Source organism: Pseudomonas sp. RIT357 (assembly GCF_000632245.1).
GTDB lineage: Bacteria > Pseudomonadota > Gammaproteobacteria > Pseudomonadales > Pseudomonadaceae > Aquipseudomonas > Aquipseudomonas sivasensis.
Window position 1 is genome coordinate 417,806 of record NZ_JFYX01000012.1, and the last position, 16,252, is coordinate 434,057.

General features: G+C 61.5%; 14 protein-coding genes. 8 read left to right on the top strand and 6 right to left on the bottom strand.

Going from position 1 to position 16,252, the window contains the following annotated elements; all coding sequences use genetic code 11:
* The first annotated feature begins 87 nt into the window (after positions 1-87).
* Together BW43_RS16145 and dacB are read left to right on the top strand one after the other, a co-directional pair.
* The gene (locus tag BW43_RS16145) at positions 88-2,505 is read left to right on the top strand and encodes a TonB-dependent receptor (RefSeq protein WP_032886395.1); all 2,418 of its coding nucleotides are present in this window, start codon (positions 88-90) and stop codon (positions 2,503-2,505) included.
* A 242-nt stretch (positions 2,506-2,747) separates the two neighbouring features.
* Positions 2,748-4,193 (top strand): D-alanyl-D-alanine carboxypeptidase/D-alanyl-D-alanine-endopeptidase, encoded by a 1,446-nt coding sequence (gene dacB, locus BW43_RS16140; RefSeq protein WP_032886490.1) that lies wholly within the window; start codon positions 2,748-2,750, stop codon positions 4,191-4,193.
* Between the two features lies 1 nt (position 4,194).
* Here dacB and BW43_RS16135 read toward each other — a convergent pair whose 3' ends face one another.
* Entirely contained in the window at positions 4,195-4,974 is a 780-nt protein-coding gene (locus tag BW43_RS16135) for an IclR family transcriptional regulator (protein WP_032886396.1), read from the bottom strand.
* A 120-nt stretch (positions 4,975-5,094) separates the two neighbouring features.
* Here BW43_RS16135 and hmgA point away from each other — a divergent pair, with 120 nt between their 5' ends.
* From hmgA to BW43_RS16115, 4 genes are all read left to right on the top strand, one after another.
* Positions 5,095-6,378: a homogentisate 1,2-dioxygenase gene (hmgA, locus tag BW43_RS16130; RefSeq protein ID WP_032886398.1), complete on the top strand. Its 1,284-nt coding sequence runs from the start codon at positions 5,095-5,097 to the stop codon at positions 6,376-6,378.
* 3 nt (positions 6,379-6,381) lie between these two features.
* Positions 6,382-7,668 carry a fumarylacetoacetase gene (fahA, locus tag BW43_RS16125; RefSeq protein WP_032886399.1) on the top strand — a complete coding sequence of 429 codons (1,287 nt, stop codon included), beginning with the start codon at positions 6,382-6,384 and terminating at the stop codon, positions 7,666-7,668.
* 12 nt (positions 7,669-7,680) lie between these two features.
* Positions 7,681-8,316, top strand: a complete 636-nt coding sequence (maiA, locus tag BW43_RS16120) for a maleylacetoacetate isomerase (protein WP_032886401.1) — start codon at positions 7,681-7,683, stop codon at positions 8,314-8,316.
* A gap of 96 nt (positions 8,317-8,412) precedes the next feature.
* Positions 8,413-9,783, top strand: a complete 1,371-nt coding sequence (locus tag BW43_RS16115) for an aromatic acid/H+ symport family MFS transporter (RefSeq protein ID WP_032886402.1) — start codon at positions 8,413-8,415, stop codon at positions 9,781-9,783.
* A gap of 24 nt (positions 9,784-9,807) precedes the next feature.
* Here the strand turns inward: BW43_RS16115 and BW43_RS16110 are convergent, their stop codons facing one another.
* Positions 9,808-10,611: a SirB1 family protein gene (locus BW43_RS16110; protein ID WP_032886404.1), complete on the bottom strand. Its 804-nt coding sequence runs from the start codon at positions 10,609-10,611 to the stop codon at positions 9,808-9,810.
* A 185-nt stretch (positions 10,612-10,796) separates the two neighbouring features.
* Here BW43_RS16110 and BW43_RS16105 point away from each other — a divergent pair, with 185 nt between their 5' ends.
* Positions 10,797-11,816: a Glu/Leu/Phe/Val dehydrogenase dimerization domain-containing protein gene (locus BW43_RS16105; protein ID WP_032886406.1), complete on the top strand. Its 1,020-nt coding sequence runs from the start codon at positions 10,797-10,799 to the stop codon at positions 11,814-11,816.
* Between the two features lie 54 nt (positions 11,817-11,870).
* On the opposite strand, the gene BW43_RS16100 is transcribed toward BW43_RS16105, so the two are convergent.
* A complete protein-coding gene (locus tag BW43_RS16100; protein ID WP_003171979.1) occupies positions 11,871-12,131 on the bottom strand; it encodes a YebG family protein in 261 nt (86 codons plus the stop codon).
* A 248-nt stretch (positions 12,132-12,379) separates the two neighbouring features.
* On the opposite strand from BW43_RS16100, the gene BW43_RS16095 reads away from it, so the two are divergent.
* The gene (locus BW43_RS16095) at positions 12,380-12,868 is read left to right on the top strand and encodes a phosphate-starvation-inducible protein PsiE (RefSeq protein WP_017526243.1); all 489 of its coding nucleotides are present in this window, start codon (positions 12,380-12,382) and stop codon (positions 12,866-12,868) included.
* Here the strand turns inward: BW43_RS16095 and BW43_RS16090 are convergent.
* The 3 genes from BW43_RS16090 to BW43_RS16080 form a co-directional block, all read right to left on the bottom strand.
* Entirely contained in the window at positions 12,865-13,179 is a 315-nt protein-coding gene (locus BW43_RS16090) for a DUF3509 domain-containing protein (RefSeq protein WP_032886408.1), read from the bottom strand. The two genes, BW43_RS16095 and BW43_RS16090, sit on opposite strands and share 4 nt — an antisense overlap.
* 299 nt (positions 13,180-13,478) lie before the next feature.
* Positions 13,479-14,768, bottom strand: coding sequence for a serine/threonine transporter (locus BW43_RS16085; RefSeq protein WP_032886410.1), 1,290 nt, complete (start codon positions 14,766-14,768; stop codon positions 13,479-13,481).
* 60 nt (positions 14,769-14,828) lie between these two features.
* Positions 14,829-16,205: an L-serine ammonia-lyase gene (locus BW43_RS16080; protein ID WP_032886411.1), complete on the bottom strand. Its 1,377-nt coding sequence runs from the start codon at positions 16,203-16,205 to the stop codon at positions 14,829-14,831.
* Positions 16,206-16,252: the final 47 nt, after the last annotated feature.

Consider the following 16,252-nt stretch of genomic DNA (forward strand, 5'->3'; position numbering starts at 1 on the left):
GTGAGGTAAACCGGTGGCCCATCCGTGTAGTGCTTGAAACTGCGATCTATTCGCATTAACAGCGTTTTCTACACGGGTTCTCACAGCATGAAGTCGACGGCGGGCGGTTTGGTTAAACAGTGGCTGGGAGCCTCGGTATTGGCGGTATCGGGGTTGGCCTTGCTGCCCCTTTGCGTGGCTCAGGCGCAGGAGCAGCAAAGCGCTCAGTTCACGTTTGCCCTGGCTGCCAAGCCGCTGCCCCAGGCTCTGAGTGATTTCAGCCGGGTCACCGGAATCAGCGTGATCTACACCGATGAAGCGCCCTACGGCCTCAGCGCCCCGGCCGTGAGCGGGCAGATGAGCGCGACCCAGGCCCTGCAACGCTTGCTGGGCAACTCCGGCTTCACCTTCCGCCAGATCGACGCCCGCACGCTGGCGCTTGAGCCGGTGCCGACCGATGGCGCAGTCAACCTTGGCGCCACCACCATCAGTGGCGTCGGCCAAACCCAGGACAGCACCAGCTACCAGCCGCCACCCACCAGTTCGGTGATGCGCTCCCGTGCCCTGCTGCTGGAAACCCCGCAAACCGTCAACGTGGTGCCGGCCCAAGTGCTGCGCGACCAGACCCCACGCAACCTGGATGACGCCCTGGGCAATATCAGCGGCATCACCCAGGCCAACACCTTGGCCAGCACCCAGGACGCCGTGATGCTGCGCGGCTTTGGCGACAACCGTAACGGCTCGATCATGCGTGACGGCATGCCGGTGGTGCAGGGCCGCGCCTTGAATGCCACGGCGGAGCGTGTCGAAGTGCTCAAGGGCCCGTCGTCGCTGCTGTATGGCATCCAGGATCCGGGCGGCGTGGTGAACATCGTCAGCAAAAAGCCCGAACTGACCCAATCCACTGCCCTGACCGTGCGCGGCTCGACCTTCGGCAACGGCAAAAACGGCAGCGGTGGCGGCCTCGACACCACCGGCCCCATCGGTGACTCGGGCCTGGCCTATCGGCTGATCGTCGATCATGAAGACGAGGACTACTGGCGCAATTTCGGCACCCACCGCGAGACCTTGGTCGCGCCGTCCCTGGCCTGGTACGGCGACAGCACCCAGCTCTTGTTCGCCTACGAACACCGCGAGTTTCTCTCGCCGTTCGACCGTGGCACCGCCATCGACAAGTCCAATCATCCGCTGGACATTCCATCCACCCGGCGCCTGGATGAGCCGTTCAACAACATGGAAGGCCGCTCCGACCTTTACCGCTTCGAAGCCGACCACGACCTGAACGACGACTGGAAAGCCCACTTCGGCTACAGCTGGAATCGCGAAACCTACGACGCCAGCCAAGTGCGCGTCAGCGCGGTGAACACGGATGGAACCCTGACCCGCAAGATGGACGGCACTCAGGGCGCGATCACCACCGACCGCTTCACCACCGTCAGCCTGGAAGGCAAGGTCAATGTGTTCGGCCTGCAGAATGATCTGGTATTCGGCATGGACGATGAGTACCGCAAGATCTACCGCGCCGACCTGATTCGCCAGGCCTCGCGCACGACGTTCAACTACAACAACCCGGTGTACGGCAACGAAGTCGCGGGCACCACGGTCAGCGCCGCCGACAGCGCCCAGACCGACCTGTTGCGCAGCGACTCGCTGTTCTTCCAGGACGCGATTCATCTCACCGACCAGTGGATTTTTGTCGCGGGCGCGCGCTACCAGATGTACGACCAATACGCCGGTAAAGGCGTGCCGTTCAAGGCCAACACCAATGGCAACGGCCAGGCCTGGGTGCCGCGTGCGGGGCTGGTGTATCGCTACACCGATGAGTTGTCGTTCTACGGCAGCTACACCGAGTCGTTCAAACCCAACTCCACCATCGCCGCCCTGGCCGATGGCAGCACGCTGACCGGTGACCTTACGCCAGAAGAATCCAAGTCGTGGGAGTTGGGCGCCAAGCTCGATATTCCAGGACGCATCACCGCCAGCGCGGCACTGTTCAATATCGATAAGCGCAACGTACTGGTGTCGGTGGGATCCCTCGCGAACACCATCTACAGCATCGCTGGCCAGGTGCGGTCTCGTGGTCTGGAACTGGATGCCAGCGGCCAGTTGACCGACAAGTGGAGCGTGATCGGCAGCTACGCCTACACCGACGCCGAAGACATCAAGGACAAAGACCCGACCCTGCAAGGCAACCGCCTGCAAAACGTGGCCAAGCACACCGGCTCGCTGTCGGTGGCCTATGACTTCGGCAGCATTTTTGGTGGCGATCAATTGCGCGTGGGCACGGGTGCACGCTACGTCGGCGAACGCGCCGGCGACGCCGCCAACGATTTCGATCTGCCGGGTTACACCGTGGCCGACGCGTTTGCCACCTACGACACCAAGATCGAAGGGCAGAAGGTCAAGTTCCAGCTCAACGTGAAGAACATGTTCGACCGCACCTACTACACCTCCGCGGCCAGCCGGTTGTTTGTGTCCATTGGTGATGCGCGGCAGGTGTCGGTGTCCAGTACCCTGGAGTTCTAAAACCTGACGGGCTCCCTATGGCAAGTGTGCTCCTTGTGGTGGGCAGGCTTCCTGTGGTGAGCGGGCTTGCCCCGCGTTGGGCTGCGAAGCAGTCCCAAAACAGACTCTGCGGTGTTCCTGAAAGAACGCGGCGGCATCAGTAAGGGCGGCTTTGCCACCCAGCGCGGGGCAAGCCCGCTCGCCACAAAGGTACGGAGCTGTTAGCGTTGCGGCCATTAATGGCTTTGCGGAACACGGTACTGATGCACTTTGGAAGATGGCTACACCTGCTGTGCCTGAGCGTTTTACTGGGCGGCTGTGCGAGTGTTTCGCCGCCGTCCACGCCTTCAACACTGGATCACCTGCTGGCCGATCCTGTCCTCAACGGCGCCACGGTTTCCGTCATGGTGCGCGACGCCCGCAGTGGCAGCACCCTGTATCAGCACAACCCGCGCACACGCCTGGTTCCCGCGTCCAACCTCAAATTGCTGACCACGGCGGCGGCAATGGATGTGCTGGGGCCCCAGTATCGGTTCTCCACGCAACTGTTGAGCGACGGCCCGCAACAAGGTGAGCGCCTGACCGGTAACCTCTACCTGCGTGGTCTTGGCGACCCGACCACACAGTTTTCCGACTACCAGGCATTGGCCGCCCAACTGGCGAGCCAGGGCGTGCGCCAGGTGCAGGGCGACTTGGTGTTCGACGACACCTGGTTCGACGCCGAGCGCCTGGGCGTTGACTGGGCCCAGGATGACGAAAGCACCTACTACGGTGCGCAGATTTCCGCGCTGACGGTATCGCCCAATACGGATTTTGACGCGGGCACCTTGATCGTCACGGCTAAGGCGTCGGTCATTTCCGGCCAGCCGGTGAATGTTTCTATAAGCCCGCCCACCGATTACGTACAACTCAGTAACCGCGCCGTCAGCGGCCCCGGCAACAGCTATGGCATCACTCGTCAGCACGGCACCAACGTGCTGCAACTCACTGGCGCGCTGGCGCCGGGCAAACAAAGCCGGCAGTGGGTCAGTGTGTGGGAGCCGACGCAACTGGTGGCCAATCTGTTCGAGCAGGCATTGGCGCAGCAGGGCATCCAGGTGATGGGGCGCAGGGTGATTGGCGGTGCAAGCCCGGCGACGTCCAGGGTGCTGGCGGAGCATCAGTCGGCACCGTTGCAGGCACTGATCACGCCACTACTCAAACTCTCGAACAACAACATGTCCGAGGCGTTGCTCAAAGCCATGGGGCGCAAGACCGCCAACGCGGGCACAGCGCAGGCGGGTGTGGCAGCGGTAGCGGCGTTTATGAAACGCCAGGGAATGCACCCGTCGACGCTGGTCCAGGTGGACGGCTCGGGCTTGTCGCGGCGTAACCTGGTGTCGTCGCAGAACCTCACGGACCTGCTGCTCGCGACCGCGAAACAACCGTGGTTCGAGGCCTGGTACAACGCCTTGCCGATTGCCGGCAACGCCGACCGTATGACCGGCGGCAGCCTGCGCTATCGCTTGCGCAGCACCGCAGCTGAAAACAACCTGCACGCCAAGACCGGCTCCATGGCCGGCGTGTCATCGTTGAGCGGCTATATCACCGATGCCGAGGGGCGGCGCCTGGTGTTCTCGATGATCAGCAATAACTACGTGAGTGACGCCGCGCCCATCCGCGCGTTGGAGAACCGTGTCGTGCAGGCCCTGACTCAATGGCACGACTAGCTCAGGGTTGATAGCCCATCCGCCAACTCACGGCCTGGGTCGCCGCCAGCAGACGCTGCGCCGCCGGGCCATCTTCGTCGGCGTGGAACAGCGAGGTGGGGCCGACCACGGTCATCACCGCCGCCACGTTCCCGACCGCGTTGAACACCGGCGCTGACAGCGCGTCCACCCCCGGCATCAGCAGGCCATGCACAAAGTGCAGGCCACGGCTGCGGATCTGCTCGCAGGTGGTTGCGTAGGTTTGGTCGTCCGCCAGGGCATGGGCGATACCGGCCTGGATCTCACGCTCGCGCAATTCCACGGTTTCCCGCGTTGGCAGGAACGCGCTGAACACCAGCCCGGTGGACGAACTGAGCAGCGGCAATACCGAGCCCAACTGCGTCACCACCGTAACCGCACGCACCGCCGGTTCGATGTGCACCACGGTCGCGCCCTGGTTGCCCCACACCGCTAAAAAGCAGGTTTCATTCAAGTCATCGCGCAACTCGGCCAGGGGCATCGCGCCGACTTTCAGCACGTCCATGCTGCCCAGCGCCGCCAAGCCCACCCGCAGCGCTTCGCGGCCCAGGCCATAGTGGTTAGTGGCGGTGTTCTGTTCGGCAAAACCCGACGCGATCAACGCCTGCAGGTAGCGGTGAACTTTGCTTGCCGGCATTTGCACATGTTCGGCCAGACGCGACAGCGACGTGGCGGGCGACAACTCGGCCAGGGCCTTGAGGATATCGGTGCCCACTTCGGCCGAGCGGACTTTTTGTTTACCGGTGTCGCGAGGCTTTTCCATGGAAGGGCGAGGATCCGAGAGATGAATGGGCGTCTTTATAGCTTGACGGTCGATAGTGATCAAATTACGTTATGCGTAACTCGATTACGATAAAAACAACTTCCGTACAGAGGATGCTCCATGAACCTCGAATATCTTTCGGGCTTCGGCAATGAATTCGCCAGCGAAGCACTTCCCGGCGCATTGCCGGTCGGCCAGAACGCCCCGCAAAAAGCGCCCTACGGGCTGTATACCGAACTGTTCTCCGGCACTGCCTTCACCATGGTGCGCAGCGAAGCCCGCCGCACTTGGCTGTACCGCATCCAGCCGTCGGCCAATCACCCGGCGTTCGTCAAATTGGAACGGCAACTGGCCGGTGGCCCGTTGGGCGCGGTGACGCCCAATCGTCTGCGCTGGAACCCGCTGGATATTCCGAGTGAGTCGACGGACTTCATCGACGGCCTTGTTGGGATGGTGGCTAACTCCGGGTCAGAAAAGCCTTCAGGCATCAGCATCTACACCTACCGTGCCAATCGATCGATGGAACGCGTGTTCTTCAATGCTGATGGCGAACTGTTGATCGTCCCCGAGCAGGGTCGCTTGCGTGTCGCCACCGAACTCGGTGTGCTGGATGTTGAGCCGCTGGAAATCGTGGTGTTGCCGCGCGGTCTTAAATTCCGCGTCGAACTGCTGGATGCGCACGCACGCGGTTATGTGGCGGAAAACCACGGCGCGCCGCTGCGTCTGCCGGACCTTGGCCCGATTGGCAGCAACGGTCTGGCCAACCCACGCGACTTCCTCACTCCGGTTGCCCACTACGAAGACCTGAAGCAGCCTACAACCCTGGTGCAGAAATTCCTCGGTGAACTGTGGGCCTGTGAACTCGACCATTCACCGCTGAACGTGGTCGCCTGGCACGGCAACAACGTGCCGTACAAATACGACCTGCGCCGCTTTAACACCATCGGCACCGTGAGTTTCGATCACCCGGACCCGTCGATCTTTACCGTGTTGACCTCGCCTACCAGCGTGCACGGCCTGGCCAACCTCGACTTCGTGATCTTCCCGCCACGCTGGATGGTGGCCGAAAACACCTTCCGTCCGCCGTGGTTCCACCGCAACCTGATGAACGAATACATGGGCCTGATTCAGGGCGCCTACGACGCCAAGGCCGAAGGCTTCCTGCCGGGCGGGGCGTCACTGCACAGTTGCATGAGCGCTCACGGTCCGGACGGCGAGACCTGCACCAAGGCCATCAACGTCGAGTTGGCGCCGCACAAGATCGATAACACCATGGCCTTCATGTTCGAGACCAGCCAAGTGCTGCGTCCCACTCAGTTCGCCCTGGACTGCCCGCAACTACAACCTGCTTACGACGCGTGCTGGGCCTCGCTGCCCAACACCTTCAACCCGAACCGGAGATAACCCATGACTCAGCCCACTTCTACCCGCAGCTGGGTGGCCTGCGCCAACGGTCACCGCGACTTTCCACTGCAGAACCTGCCACTGGGCGTGTTCAGCATCAACGGTTCGGCCCCCCGCAGTGGCGTGGCGATTGGCGACTATATTTTCGACCTGCAGGCCGCTTTGGATGCATTTGAAGGTGAGGCACGCCGAGCGGTTGAAGCGACAGCGGGCGGGCAGTTGAACGCGTTTTTCGAACTGGGCCGTGGCCCGCGTGTTGCCCTGCGGGAACGCCTGTTGGAGTTGCTCGGTGAAGGCAGCCCGCTGCAAGCGCGTGAGGCGCAGGTGCTGCACCGTGCCGCCGATTGCCAGATGCATGTGCCGGCCCGGATCAACGACTACACCGACTTTTATGTAGGCATCGAGCACGCGCAGAACGTCGGCAAGCTGTTCCGCCCCGACAACCCTTTGCTGCCTAACTACAAGTACGTGCCGATCGGTTATCACGGCCGCGCTTCGACCATTCGCGCTTCCGGCGCCGATGTGCGCCGTCCCAAGGGCCAGACCCTGCCCGCTGGCCAGACCGAGCCGACCTTCGGCCCTTGTGCACGGTTGGACTACGAGCTGGAGCTGGGCATCTGGATCGGCCAGGGCAACGCCATGGGCGACTCGATTGCCATCGGCGATGCCGCCGAGCACATCGCCGGCTTCTGCCTGCTCAACGACTGGTCCGCGCGGGACATTCAGGCCTGGGAATACCAGCCGCTGGGGCCGTTCCTGTCGAAAAGCTTCATCACCACGATTTCGCCCTGGGTCGTCACGGCCGAAGCGCTGGAGCCGTTCCGCAAGGCGCAACCCGCTCGTCCCGAGGGCGACCCTCAACCACTGCCGTACTTGCTGGATAAACGTGATCAGGCCGCCGGTGCTCTGGATATCGAACTGGAAGTGCTGCTGACCACCGCTGCCATGCGCGAACAGAAATTGCCGGCCCATCGCCTGGCCCTGAGCAACAGCCTGCATATGTACTGGACCGTCGCGCAGTTGGTGGCACACCACAGCGTCAACGGCTGTCAGTTGCAGGCGGGTGATCTGTTCGGTTCCGGCACTTTGTCCGGCCCTGAGGCCGGGCAGTTCGGCAGCCTCCTGGAGATGACCGAAGGCGGCAAGAAGGTCATCGAATTGCCGTCGGGCGAAGTGCGCAGGTTTCTGGAGGATGGTGATGAAGTCATCCTGCGTGCCCGTTGCACCCGCGAAGGGTTCGCCTCCATCGGCTTCGGCGAATGCCGTGGCACTGTGGTCGCCGCACGTTAAGAGGGCAGGGTGATGGAACTCTATACCTACTATCGTTCCACTTCGTCGTACCGGGTGCGTATCGCTTTGGCCCTCAAGGGCCTGGATTTCACGGCGATACCGGTGAACCTGTTGGCCCCGGCAGGCGGTGCCAATCGTCAGCCGGAGTACCTGGCTATCAACCCGCAAGGCCGTGTGCCGGCTTTGCGCATCGATGACGGCGAGCTGTTGATTCAGTCGCCGGCGATCATCGAGTACCTGGACGAACGTTATCCACAGGCGCCGCTGCTCTCCAAAGACCTGGCCACCCGCGCCCACGAGCGCGCGGTGGCGTCGATCATCGGCTGTGATATCCACCCGCTGCACAACTCCAGCACCCAGAACCTGCTGCGCCAATGGGGGCACGATGAGGCCAAGGTGTTGGAGTGGATCGGCCACTGGATTAGCCAGGGGCTGGGCGCGGTGGAACAGTTGATTGGCGATACCGGGTTTTGCTTTGGCGAACAGCCTGGGATGGCGGATGCGTTTCTGATTCCCCAGCTCTATGCGGCGGAGCGCTTCAAGGTGCCGTTGGCGGCTTATCCGCGCATTGGGCGGGTGGCCGGCTTGGCGGCGCAGCATCCGGCGTTTATTCAGGCCCATCCCGCGAATCAACCTGATACCCCGTGATGTTCAGGTTTGCACAGAACCCAATGTGAGAGGGAGCAAGCCCCCTTCCACATTGGATTTGTGTCACTTCAAATAAAAATAAACAGGTACCTTGCGATGCACAATCAGATTGCCAGCTTTCGCGCGGCACTCGACGCCCGTCCGGTGTCGCGCTATCAGTGGTTGATCCTCCTGTTGCTGGCGCTGCTACTGGTCACCGATGGCTACGATGCCCAGGTGCTAGGTTACGTGGTGCCGGCCCTGGCGTCGGATTGGGGATTGGAAAAAGCCGCGTTCGGCCCCGTGTTCAGCGCCAACCTGTTGGGGCTCACATTGGGCTCGCTGCTGGTAACGCCTCTGGCTGACCGATTTGGCGTGCGGCGCATCCTGCTGGGCTGCGTGTTGATCTATGCCTGCCTGACCCTGCTGATGGTGTTCGCCAACTCACTGACCTCCCTCATGGCTGCGCGGTTTATCTGCGGTATCGGCATGGGCGGTGCGATGCCCAGCGCCATGGCGTTGATGTCGGAGTATTCCCCACCGCGCCTGCGCACCTTGATGGTGACCTTGGCGGCGTGTGGTTTCTCGTTCGGCGGTGCGGCCGGTGGGTTCGTGGCGGCGGGGTTTATCGACAACTTCGGCTGGCAGGCGGTGTTCCTGGCCGGTGGCGTCACGCCGTTGCTGCTGTTTCCGTTTCTGGTGTGGCTGCTGCCTGAGTCTTTGCCGCGCTTGCTACGAGATGCTCCACCGTACGTGCGATTGCGCAAAGTGACCGGGCGTATGCTGCCCGACTGGCAGCCGCCGCTGGCGAGCGCGGCAGAAAACCTGCAAGAACAGGGCAGCAAACTGACGGTGGTGGAGCTGTTTCGCAACGGCTATGCGCGTCCGACCGTGCTGATTTGGTCGACCTTTTTTGTCAGCCTGATCCTGCTGTATTTCATGATCAGTTGGTTACCGTCGCTGCTGTTGGAGAGCGGCCTGGCGTTGAAGGAAGCCAACCTGGTGACGTCGATGTTTCTGTTCGCCGGCACCTTGGGCGCTATCGGTATGGCCTGGTTTGCCGACCGGCTCAAAAGCAAGGTGCGCCTGCTGTCTGGCGTATTGGCGGCAGCGGCGGTGTGCACCATTCTGCTGGGGCTGAACCACGACAACCCGCGCTACCTGGTGGCCTGCGTGTTTGCGGCCGGGTTCTGCATCATCGGTGGGCAACTGACCCTCAATGCCTTCGCCAGCAATTTCTACCCCGCACACGTGCGCGCCACCGGTACGGGCTGGGCGTTGGGCGTGGGGCGTTTCGGCTCGATCCTGGGGCCGCTGTTTGGCAGCATGTTGCTGGCGATGCATATTCCGGTGCAGCAGATTTTCTTCTTTTGCGCGATTCCGGCTGTGATGGCGGCATTGTTGATTATTCAGGTGCGTTCGCCAGGGCGCGATGCGCCTGTCAGCCCCCTGCCTGGCGATATTCTGAAAGCGCCGGCGAATCACTGAGGATTCTCCCGATGGTCACGCTATTCAATGCACCACTGAGTTGGGCGGCAGGTGCCCCAGGCGCTCGGTCAGGCGCAGGCGTTGGATCGGGTCTTCGCTGAGCATCAGGGCGTGTTCCAAGTCAAAGCGCTCGGCGTTGGGGCAGTCCAGGCGTTGATACAGACTGGCCCGCGCGAGGTAGTCGGCGGCGTTGGCGCTGCCCAGTTCCAGCACGCGCTCGGCGTCTACCAGGGCGGCCAGCGGGTTGTCGTTGGAGAGATGCAATTGGCGCAGGTTGCGCGAAAGCCTTTGCAGGATCGAACGCGGATCGGCGGTGTGCAGGTGGTCCGCCTGCAGCGTGAGGTTGGGGCCATATTGGCGTTGCAGCAGCTCTCGGCAATCGTTGGGGTACAGGCGTCGGCCGCCGCACGGGTCCAGCAGGTGATCGGCACCGGGCACTCGCAGCAGGAAGTGCCCAGGGAAATTGACGCCAACCATCGGAATATCCAGGCGTCGTGCCAACTCCATGGCAATCAACCCCATGGCCAAGGGCTGCCCGCGTTTGCGCTGTAGCACCTTGTCCAGCAGGGCGGCGGCGGGGCGCAGCGGTGTGAAGTCATCCTGGGCGAACCCCAGGTCATTCATGCACCGCAGCAGCGGTTGACCCAGTTCATCCGCTGGCAACATGGGCATGCTCAGGCTGATCTGTTGTTGCAGTGAGGTCAGGTTCTGCAGGATCTCCAGCGGCTTCACCAAAGGATCGTGCTCGGCGGCGATCCATAACGCCGCTTCGAACAGCGCCGGCGGCGAACGTTGCAGGCAGGCGAAAAAGGCTTGGCGGGGCTTCATTGCTTTCTCCGGCGGATGCCCTCGTTTTAGCCTTGCTGGGAATATTCGTCCAGTGCCTTAAGAAATTTCCCGCGCGCTTATGTCGCAAGCCCTGCAAAACCGGGCGGCTTATTCCAGTGCACTTCGGCAGTTTTCTACCGCAAGCCTATACTTGGCGACACCAGAAGTGATTCGGGAGCTTGACGATGTTTGCTCTCATGCACAGCACCCGCCTTGAATCGCTGCACCTGAGCGTCGACCCGGTCACGGGGCTCAAGGCGGTCATCGCCATTCACAACAGCCGCCTGGGGCCTGCCTTGGGCGGCTGTCGCTACATCGCCTACCCCGACGACGAAAGCGCCGTGGCCGATGCTGCGCGGCTGGCCCAGGGCATGAGCTACAAGGCCGCCCTGGCCGGGTTGCCGGTGGGTGGCGGCACCGCGGTCATCCTGCGCCCCGCCCATGTGGAAAACCGTGCGGCGCTGTTTGAAGCCTTTGGGCGTTGTGTGGAACAACTCGACGGCCGCTACATCACCGCTGTCGACAGTGGCACCTCAGTGGCCGACATGGATTGCATCGCCCAGCACACTCGCTTCGTTACCAGCACCACCGCCGCAGGCGATCCATCGCCCCATGCGGCCATGGGCGTGTTCGCCGGTATTCGCACCACTGCCATGGCCCGCCTGGGCAGCGACAACCTTGAAGGGCTGCGCGTGGCAATCCAGGGCCTGGGCAACGTCGGTTACGCACTGGCTGAACAACTTCACGCCGCCGGCGCTGAATTGCTGGTCAGCGACATCGACCACGGCAAAGTGCAACTGGCCATGGAACAACTGGGCGCGCACCCCATCGCCAACGACGCCTTGCTCAGCACGCCCTGTGACATCCTCGCGCCCTGTGGCCTTGGGGCAGTGTTCAACCGCACCAGCGTCGGGCAACTGCGCTGCGCCGCCGTGGCCGGGTCCGCCAGCGCGCAATTGACCAATCTGCAAGTGGCCGACCAACTGGAAGGGCGCGGCATCCTCTACGCCCCGGACTATGTGATCAACTCCGGTGGCTTGATATATGTGGCCCTCAAGCACAGCGGCGCCGAACTGCCGACCATCACCGCGCACCTGTCCAACATCGGCAAACGCCTGACCGAAATCTACGCCCACGCCCAGGCGGAAAAACGCTCCCCAGCACGCGTGGCTGATGAACTCGCCGAACGCCTGCTCTACGGATGATCAGGCATTAAAAAGGCCCTGAATCATTGATTCAGGGCCTGTTCAATTCGGACTTTATTCCGCCGCTGCGTTGAGCAACTCGGACAACGCGTCCGGCTGGCTCTTGAACGCCTTGGCAAATACATCGCGATTCTTCGCCATGTAGATCCCGGCTTCTTCCACCTGCTGCTCGCTCAGGGACGGCACGGCTTTTTGCAACACTTCTGCCAGCAACTCAGCGAGTTCAAGCATTTTGTCATGACGGTCAGCTTCGGCTTTATCCATGAACAAACGCTCCAGATCTCGGCTGCTGCGGTATACCACTTCGACGGCCATTCACCACCTCACATGCCTTCACGATAGTTGTCTTTTGCGACTACTGTATTTATATACAGCTAAAAGGGTAAGCCAAACCGTGTGGTTTGGGTAGCAGTTTTTTAATGTAGCCCGTAAATACAGGTTTGGCGTGTCTCATCTCACCCCGCCATCATCTTATCCCTGCCTCTGGCCTTTTTTCTGCATGCAGAACAACCGTCACGTCCAACCCGCATTATCCGGTCGAATCGACCTAAGGAAGTACCCTCGTGAAAATCAACTGGGCCGAAAAGCTGCGCCAGCAAGTCCATGGGCTGGCTGAATCGCTGGGCAATCTGTTTGTGGAGTCGTTCCACTACCTGGCGCTGTTCGCCATTGGTGCGGTGACCGCCTGGGCGGCGGTGATGGAATTTCTGGGGATGCTGGAGAACGGACACATCAAGATCGATGACATCTTGCTGCTGTTCATCTATCTGGAATTGGGCGCCATGGTCGGGATTTATTTCAAGACCAACCACATGCCAGTGCGCTTCCTGATCTACGTGGCAATCACTGCGCTGACGCGTCTGCTGATCTCCAACGTGTCCCACCACAATCCGCCAGACTTGGGCATCATTTACCTGTGCGGTGGGATCTTGCTGTTGGCATTCGCGATTCTGGTGGTGCGTTACGCCTCGTCGGCATTCCCGTCGGTGAAGGTGGAAGGCCCGCGTCGCAAGGGCGAGGCGAGCCTGGAAACCGAGAAGGGCGAGCTTTAAAGCCCGACGCTGAAGGGCAGGGGGCGGGTGGGCGGTCGCTGCAATAATTTGTGATCGCCATCCGTCATCACCGCCAGGATCTCCATGGCACTGTGGCCCTGCTCGATGGCAATGCCGAACTGGATGCTCTGCACCAGGCGTTTGAGCCGTTGCGGGTCGTTGCGTTGTGCGGCGCTGATCATGCGCTTGGCCACCACGCCATCCTCATTCGAGAGGGTGAGCATGATGCTGCCGTCCAGCCGTTGAATACTCAGGTTGACGCGGTATTTTGGGGTGAAGGTGTCGGTGATGATCTGAAAAGGATTGTCCATGGTGCGTTACCGCCTGATAAGAACATGCAGTCATTGACGACCGGTGTCGTGATTAGTTCGCGTCTCCTGACCACCGGCCACTCCGTCGCTGAGGTTGTACAAATTCCGTTTACCTCATGAGCTGTACAGCAAGGGGCGTGCCGTACAGTGGCCTTCCAGGCGCCGTGATCCCAATGTGGGAGGGGGCTTGCTCCCGATAGCGGTCCTTCAGCCGAGCATTTATTGGCTGAAGGACCGCTATCGGGAGCAAGCCCCCTCCCACAATTGTTTTGGGTTGTTATTGAAATCGGTGACCTGTTTCAGGGCAGTACAGAGAAAACGATCGCAGACAGCGCAATCACGCCGATCACCACCACAAATACATTCGACACCTGGCCCGAATACTGGCGCAAGGCTGGCACGCGCTGGATCGCGTACATCGGCATCAGGAACAACAGGCACGCGATAATCGGCCCGCCCAGGGTTTCGATCATGCCCAGGATGCTTGGGTTGAAGGTGGCCACGGCCCAGCAGGTCAGCACCATGAACAGGGCGGTGCTACGTTCCAGCCACTTGGACGACAGGGAGCGGTTACGCCCGCGCAGAGATTTGACGATCAAGCCCTGGAAGCCTTCGCTGGCGCCGATGTAGTGGCCAAGGAAGGATTTGGTAATGGCCACCAGCGCGATCAACGGCGCGGCGTAAGCGATCACAGGGGTTTGGAAGTGGTTGGCCAGGTACGACAGGATCGAAATGTTCTGCGCCTTGGCTGCCGCCAGGTCCGCCGGGGACAGAGCCAGCACGCAGCTGAAGCAGAAGAACATCACCGTCAGCACCATCATGCCGTGGGCTGTGGCGAGGATGCCGCTGCTTTTGCGCTCGGCCAGCGGGCCGTACACGCGTTTCTGGTCGACGGCGAACGCGGAGATGATAGGTGAATGGTTGAACGAGAACACCATCACGGGGATCGCCAGCCACAGGGTCTTGAAGAACACGGGCAGCGGCATGCCCTCACTGGCAGAAGCGAAAAACGCGCCGTTCCAGTTGGGAATCAGACTGAGCGCAAGCAACAGCAAGGCGGCGACGAACGGGTACACCAGCACGCTCATGGCCTTGACGATCACGCCCTGGCCGCAGCGCACAATCGCCATCAAACCCAGGATCAGCACCAGCGACAGGATCGCCCGGGGCGGCGGTGTCATGTGCAGTTGGTGTTCCATAAAGCTGCCCAGGGTGTTGGTCAACGCGACGCTGTACACCAGCAAAATCGGGAAGATCGCAAAGAAGTACAGCAAAGTGATCAGCTTGCCTGCACCGACGCCGAAATGTTCTTCGACCACTTCGGTGATGTCGCCGGATGTGCCTGACAGTACAAAGCGCGTCAGCCCACGGTGGGCGAAGAAGGTCATCGGGAAGGCCAGCAACGCCAGCACGATCAGTGGCCAGAAGCCGCCGACGCCGGCGTTGATCGGCAGGAACAAAGTGCCTGCGCCGATGGCGGTGCCATAGAGGCCGAGCATCCAAGTGGTGTCGTGCTTGGTCCAGCCGTTTGTTACGGTGTTTTCTACCTCAACAGGATTTTCGGCAGCAGGTGTACGTACATCGGTCATCGTTATTGCCTCGTTATTATTTTTGCGCGGGCTCACGTTGGGGCAGTCAGGGAATGCTCCTCAGCACTCCACCCAGCTCACGGCCAGGCCGCCCCGTGAAGTTTCTTTGTATTTGTCATGCATGTCGGCGCCGGTATCGCGCATGGTGCGGATCACCCGGTCCAGGGAGATGAAGTGTTTGCCGTCGCCGCGCAGGGCCATTTGCGTGGCGTTGATGGCCTTGACCGCCGCGATGGCGTTGCGCTCGATGCACGGCACTTGCACCAGGCCGCCGACCGGGTCGCAGGTCAGGCCGAGGTTATGTTCCAGGCCGATTTCGGCGGCGTTTTCCAGTTGTTCGGGGGTGGCGCCGAGGATGTCGGCAAGGCCGGCGGCGGCCATGGCGCAGGCCGAGCCGACTTCGCCCTGGCAGCCGACTTCGGCACCGGAGATCGACGCATTTTTCTTACACAGGATGCCGACGGCGGCGGCGGCCAGGAAGAAATTGACCACGTCGTCGTCGGACGCGTCGGCGTTGAACTTCATGTAGTAATGCAGCACCGCCGGGATGATCCCCGCCGCGCCGTTGGTGGGTGCGGTGACCATGCGTCCGCCGGCGGCGTTTTCTTCGTTGACGGCAAGGGCGAACAGGTTGACCCATTCCATGGCCGACAAGGTCGAGGTGATGACATTGGGTTTGCCGATTTCCAACAAACTGCGGTGCAATTTCGCCGCGCGCCGTGGCACATCTAGGCCGCCGGGCAAGATGCCTTCATCGCGCAGGCCTTGCTCCACGCATTCGCGCATCACCGACCAGATATGCAGCAGGCCGCTGCGGATCTGTTCGTCACTGCGCCACGCGCGCTCGTTGGCCATCATTAACTCTGAAACGCGCAGCCCGTGCTTGTTGCACAAGGCCAGCAGTTCGACGGCGCTGGAAAAGTCGTAGGGCAATTCAACATCGCTGGTCGGCGCAATGCCTGACGCTGCTTCGGCAGCTTCGATGATGAAACCACCGCCCACCGAGTAATACGTCTGCTCGCTAAGCAGTCCGCTGTCGCCATAGGCGTGTAGGGACATGGCGTTGGGGTGGTAGGGCAGGCTTTCTTCCAGCAGCAGGAGATCGGTGTGCCAGTTGAAGGCAATGTCCTGGGTGCCTGCCAGCAGTAAGCGGCCGGTCTCGCGCAGTTGCTGGATACGGCTGTTGATCGAGGTGGGGTCAATACGGTCCGGCCATTCACCCATCAGGCCCATTACGCAGGCGCGGTCGGTGGCATGGCCGACGCCGGTGGCGGACAGCGAGCCGTACAAACGCACTTCAACCCGTCGGGTGTCGGTAAGCAATCGCTGGTCGATCAGGGCTTGGGCGAAGGTCGCCGCTGCCCGCATGGGGCCGACGGTGTGGGAGCTGGACGGGCCGATGCCCACCTTGAATAGATCAAAAACACTGATAGCCATGCTAAACCCTTACAAGCAATGGAGTAGGAATCGCTGCCATGTTTTGT

Bases quoted from the DNA above. Each gene is read 5' to 3' on its own strand.
- BW43_RS16115 (WP_032886402.1), top strand. From the start codon at position 8,413: ATGCACAATCAGATTGCCAGCTTTCGCGCGGCACTCGACGCCCGTCCG.
- BW43_RS16100 (WP_003171979.1), bottom strand. From the start codon at position 12,131: ATGGCCGTCGAAGTGGTATACCGCAGCAGCCGAGATCTGGAGCGTTTG.
- BW43_RS16105 (WP_032886406.1), top strand. From the start codon at position 10,797: ATGTTTGCTCTCATGCACAGCACCCGCCTTGAATCGCTGCACCTGAGC.
- BW43_RS16085 (WP_032886410.1), bottom strand. From the start codon at position 14,768: ATGACCGATGTACGTACACCTGCTGCCGAAAATCCTGTTGAGGTAGAA.
- BW43_RS16080 (WP_032886411.1), bottom strand. From the start codon at position 16,205: ATGGCTATCAGTGTTTTTGATCTATTCAAGGTGGGCATCGGCCCGTCC.
- BW43_RS16135 (WP_032886396.1), bottom strand. From the start codon at position 4,974: ATGGAAAAGCCTCGCGACACCGGTAAACAAAAAGTCCGCTCGGCCGAA.
- fahA (WP_032886399.1), top strand. From the start codon at position 6,382: ATGACTCAGCCCACTTCTACCCGCAGCTGGGTGGCCTGCGCCAACGGT.
- BW43_RS16110 (WP_032886404.1), bottom strand. From the start codon at position 10,611: ATGAAGCCCCGCCAAGCCTTTTTCGCCTGCCTGCAACGTTCGCCGCCG.
- BW43_RS16090 (WP_032886408.1), bottom strand. From the start codon at position 13,179: ATGGACAATCCTTTTCAGATCATCACCGACACCTTCACCCCAAAATAC.
- maiA (WP_032886401.1), top strand. From the start codon at position 7,681: ATGGAACTCTATACCTACTATCGTTCCACTTCGTCGTACCGGGTGCGT.
- dacB (WP_032886490.1), top strand. From the start codon at position 2,748: ATGCACTTTGGAAGATGGCTACACCTGCTGTGCCTGAGCGTTTTACTG.
- BW43_RS16145 (WP_032886395.1), top strand. From the start codon at position 88: ATGAAGTCGACGGCGGGCGGTTTGGTTAAACAGTGGCTGGGAGCCTCG.
- hmgA (WP_032886398.1), top strand. From the start codon at position 5,095: ATGAACCTCGAATATCTTTCGGGCTTCGGCAATGAATTCGCCAGCGAA.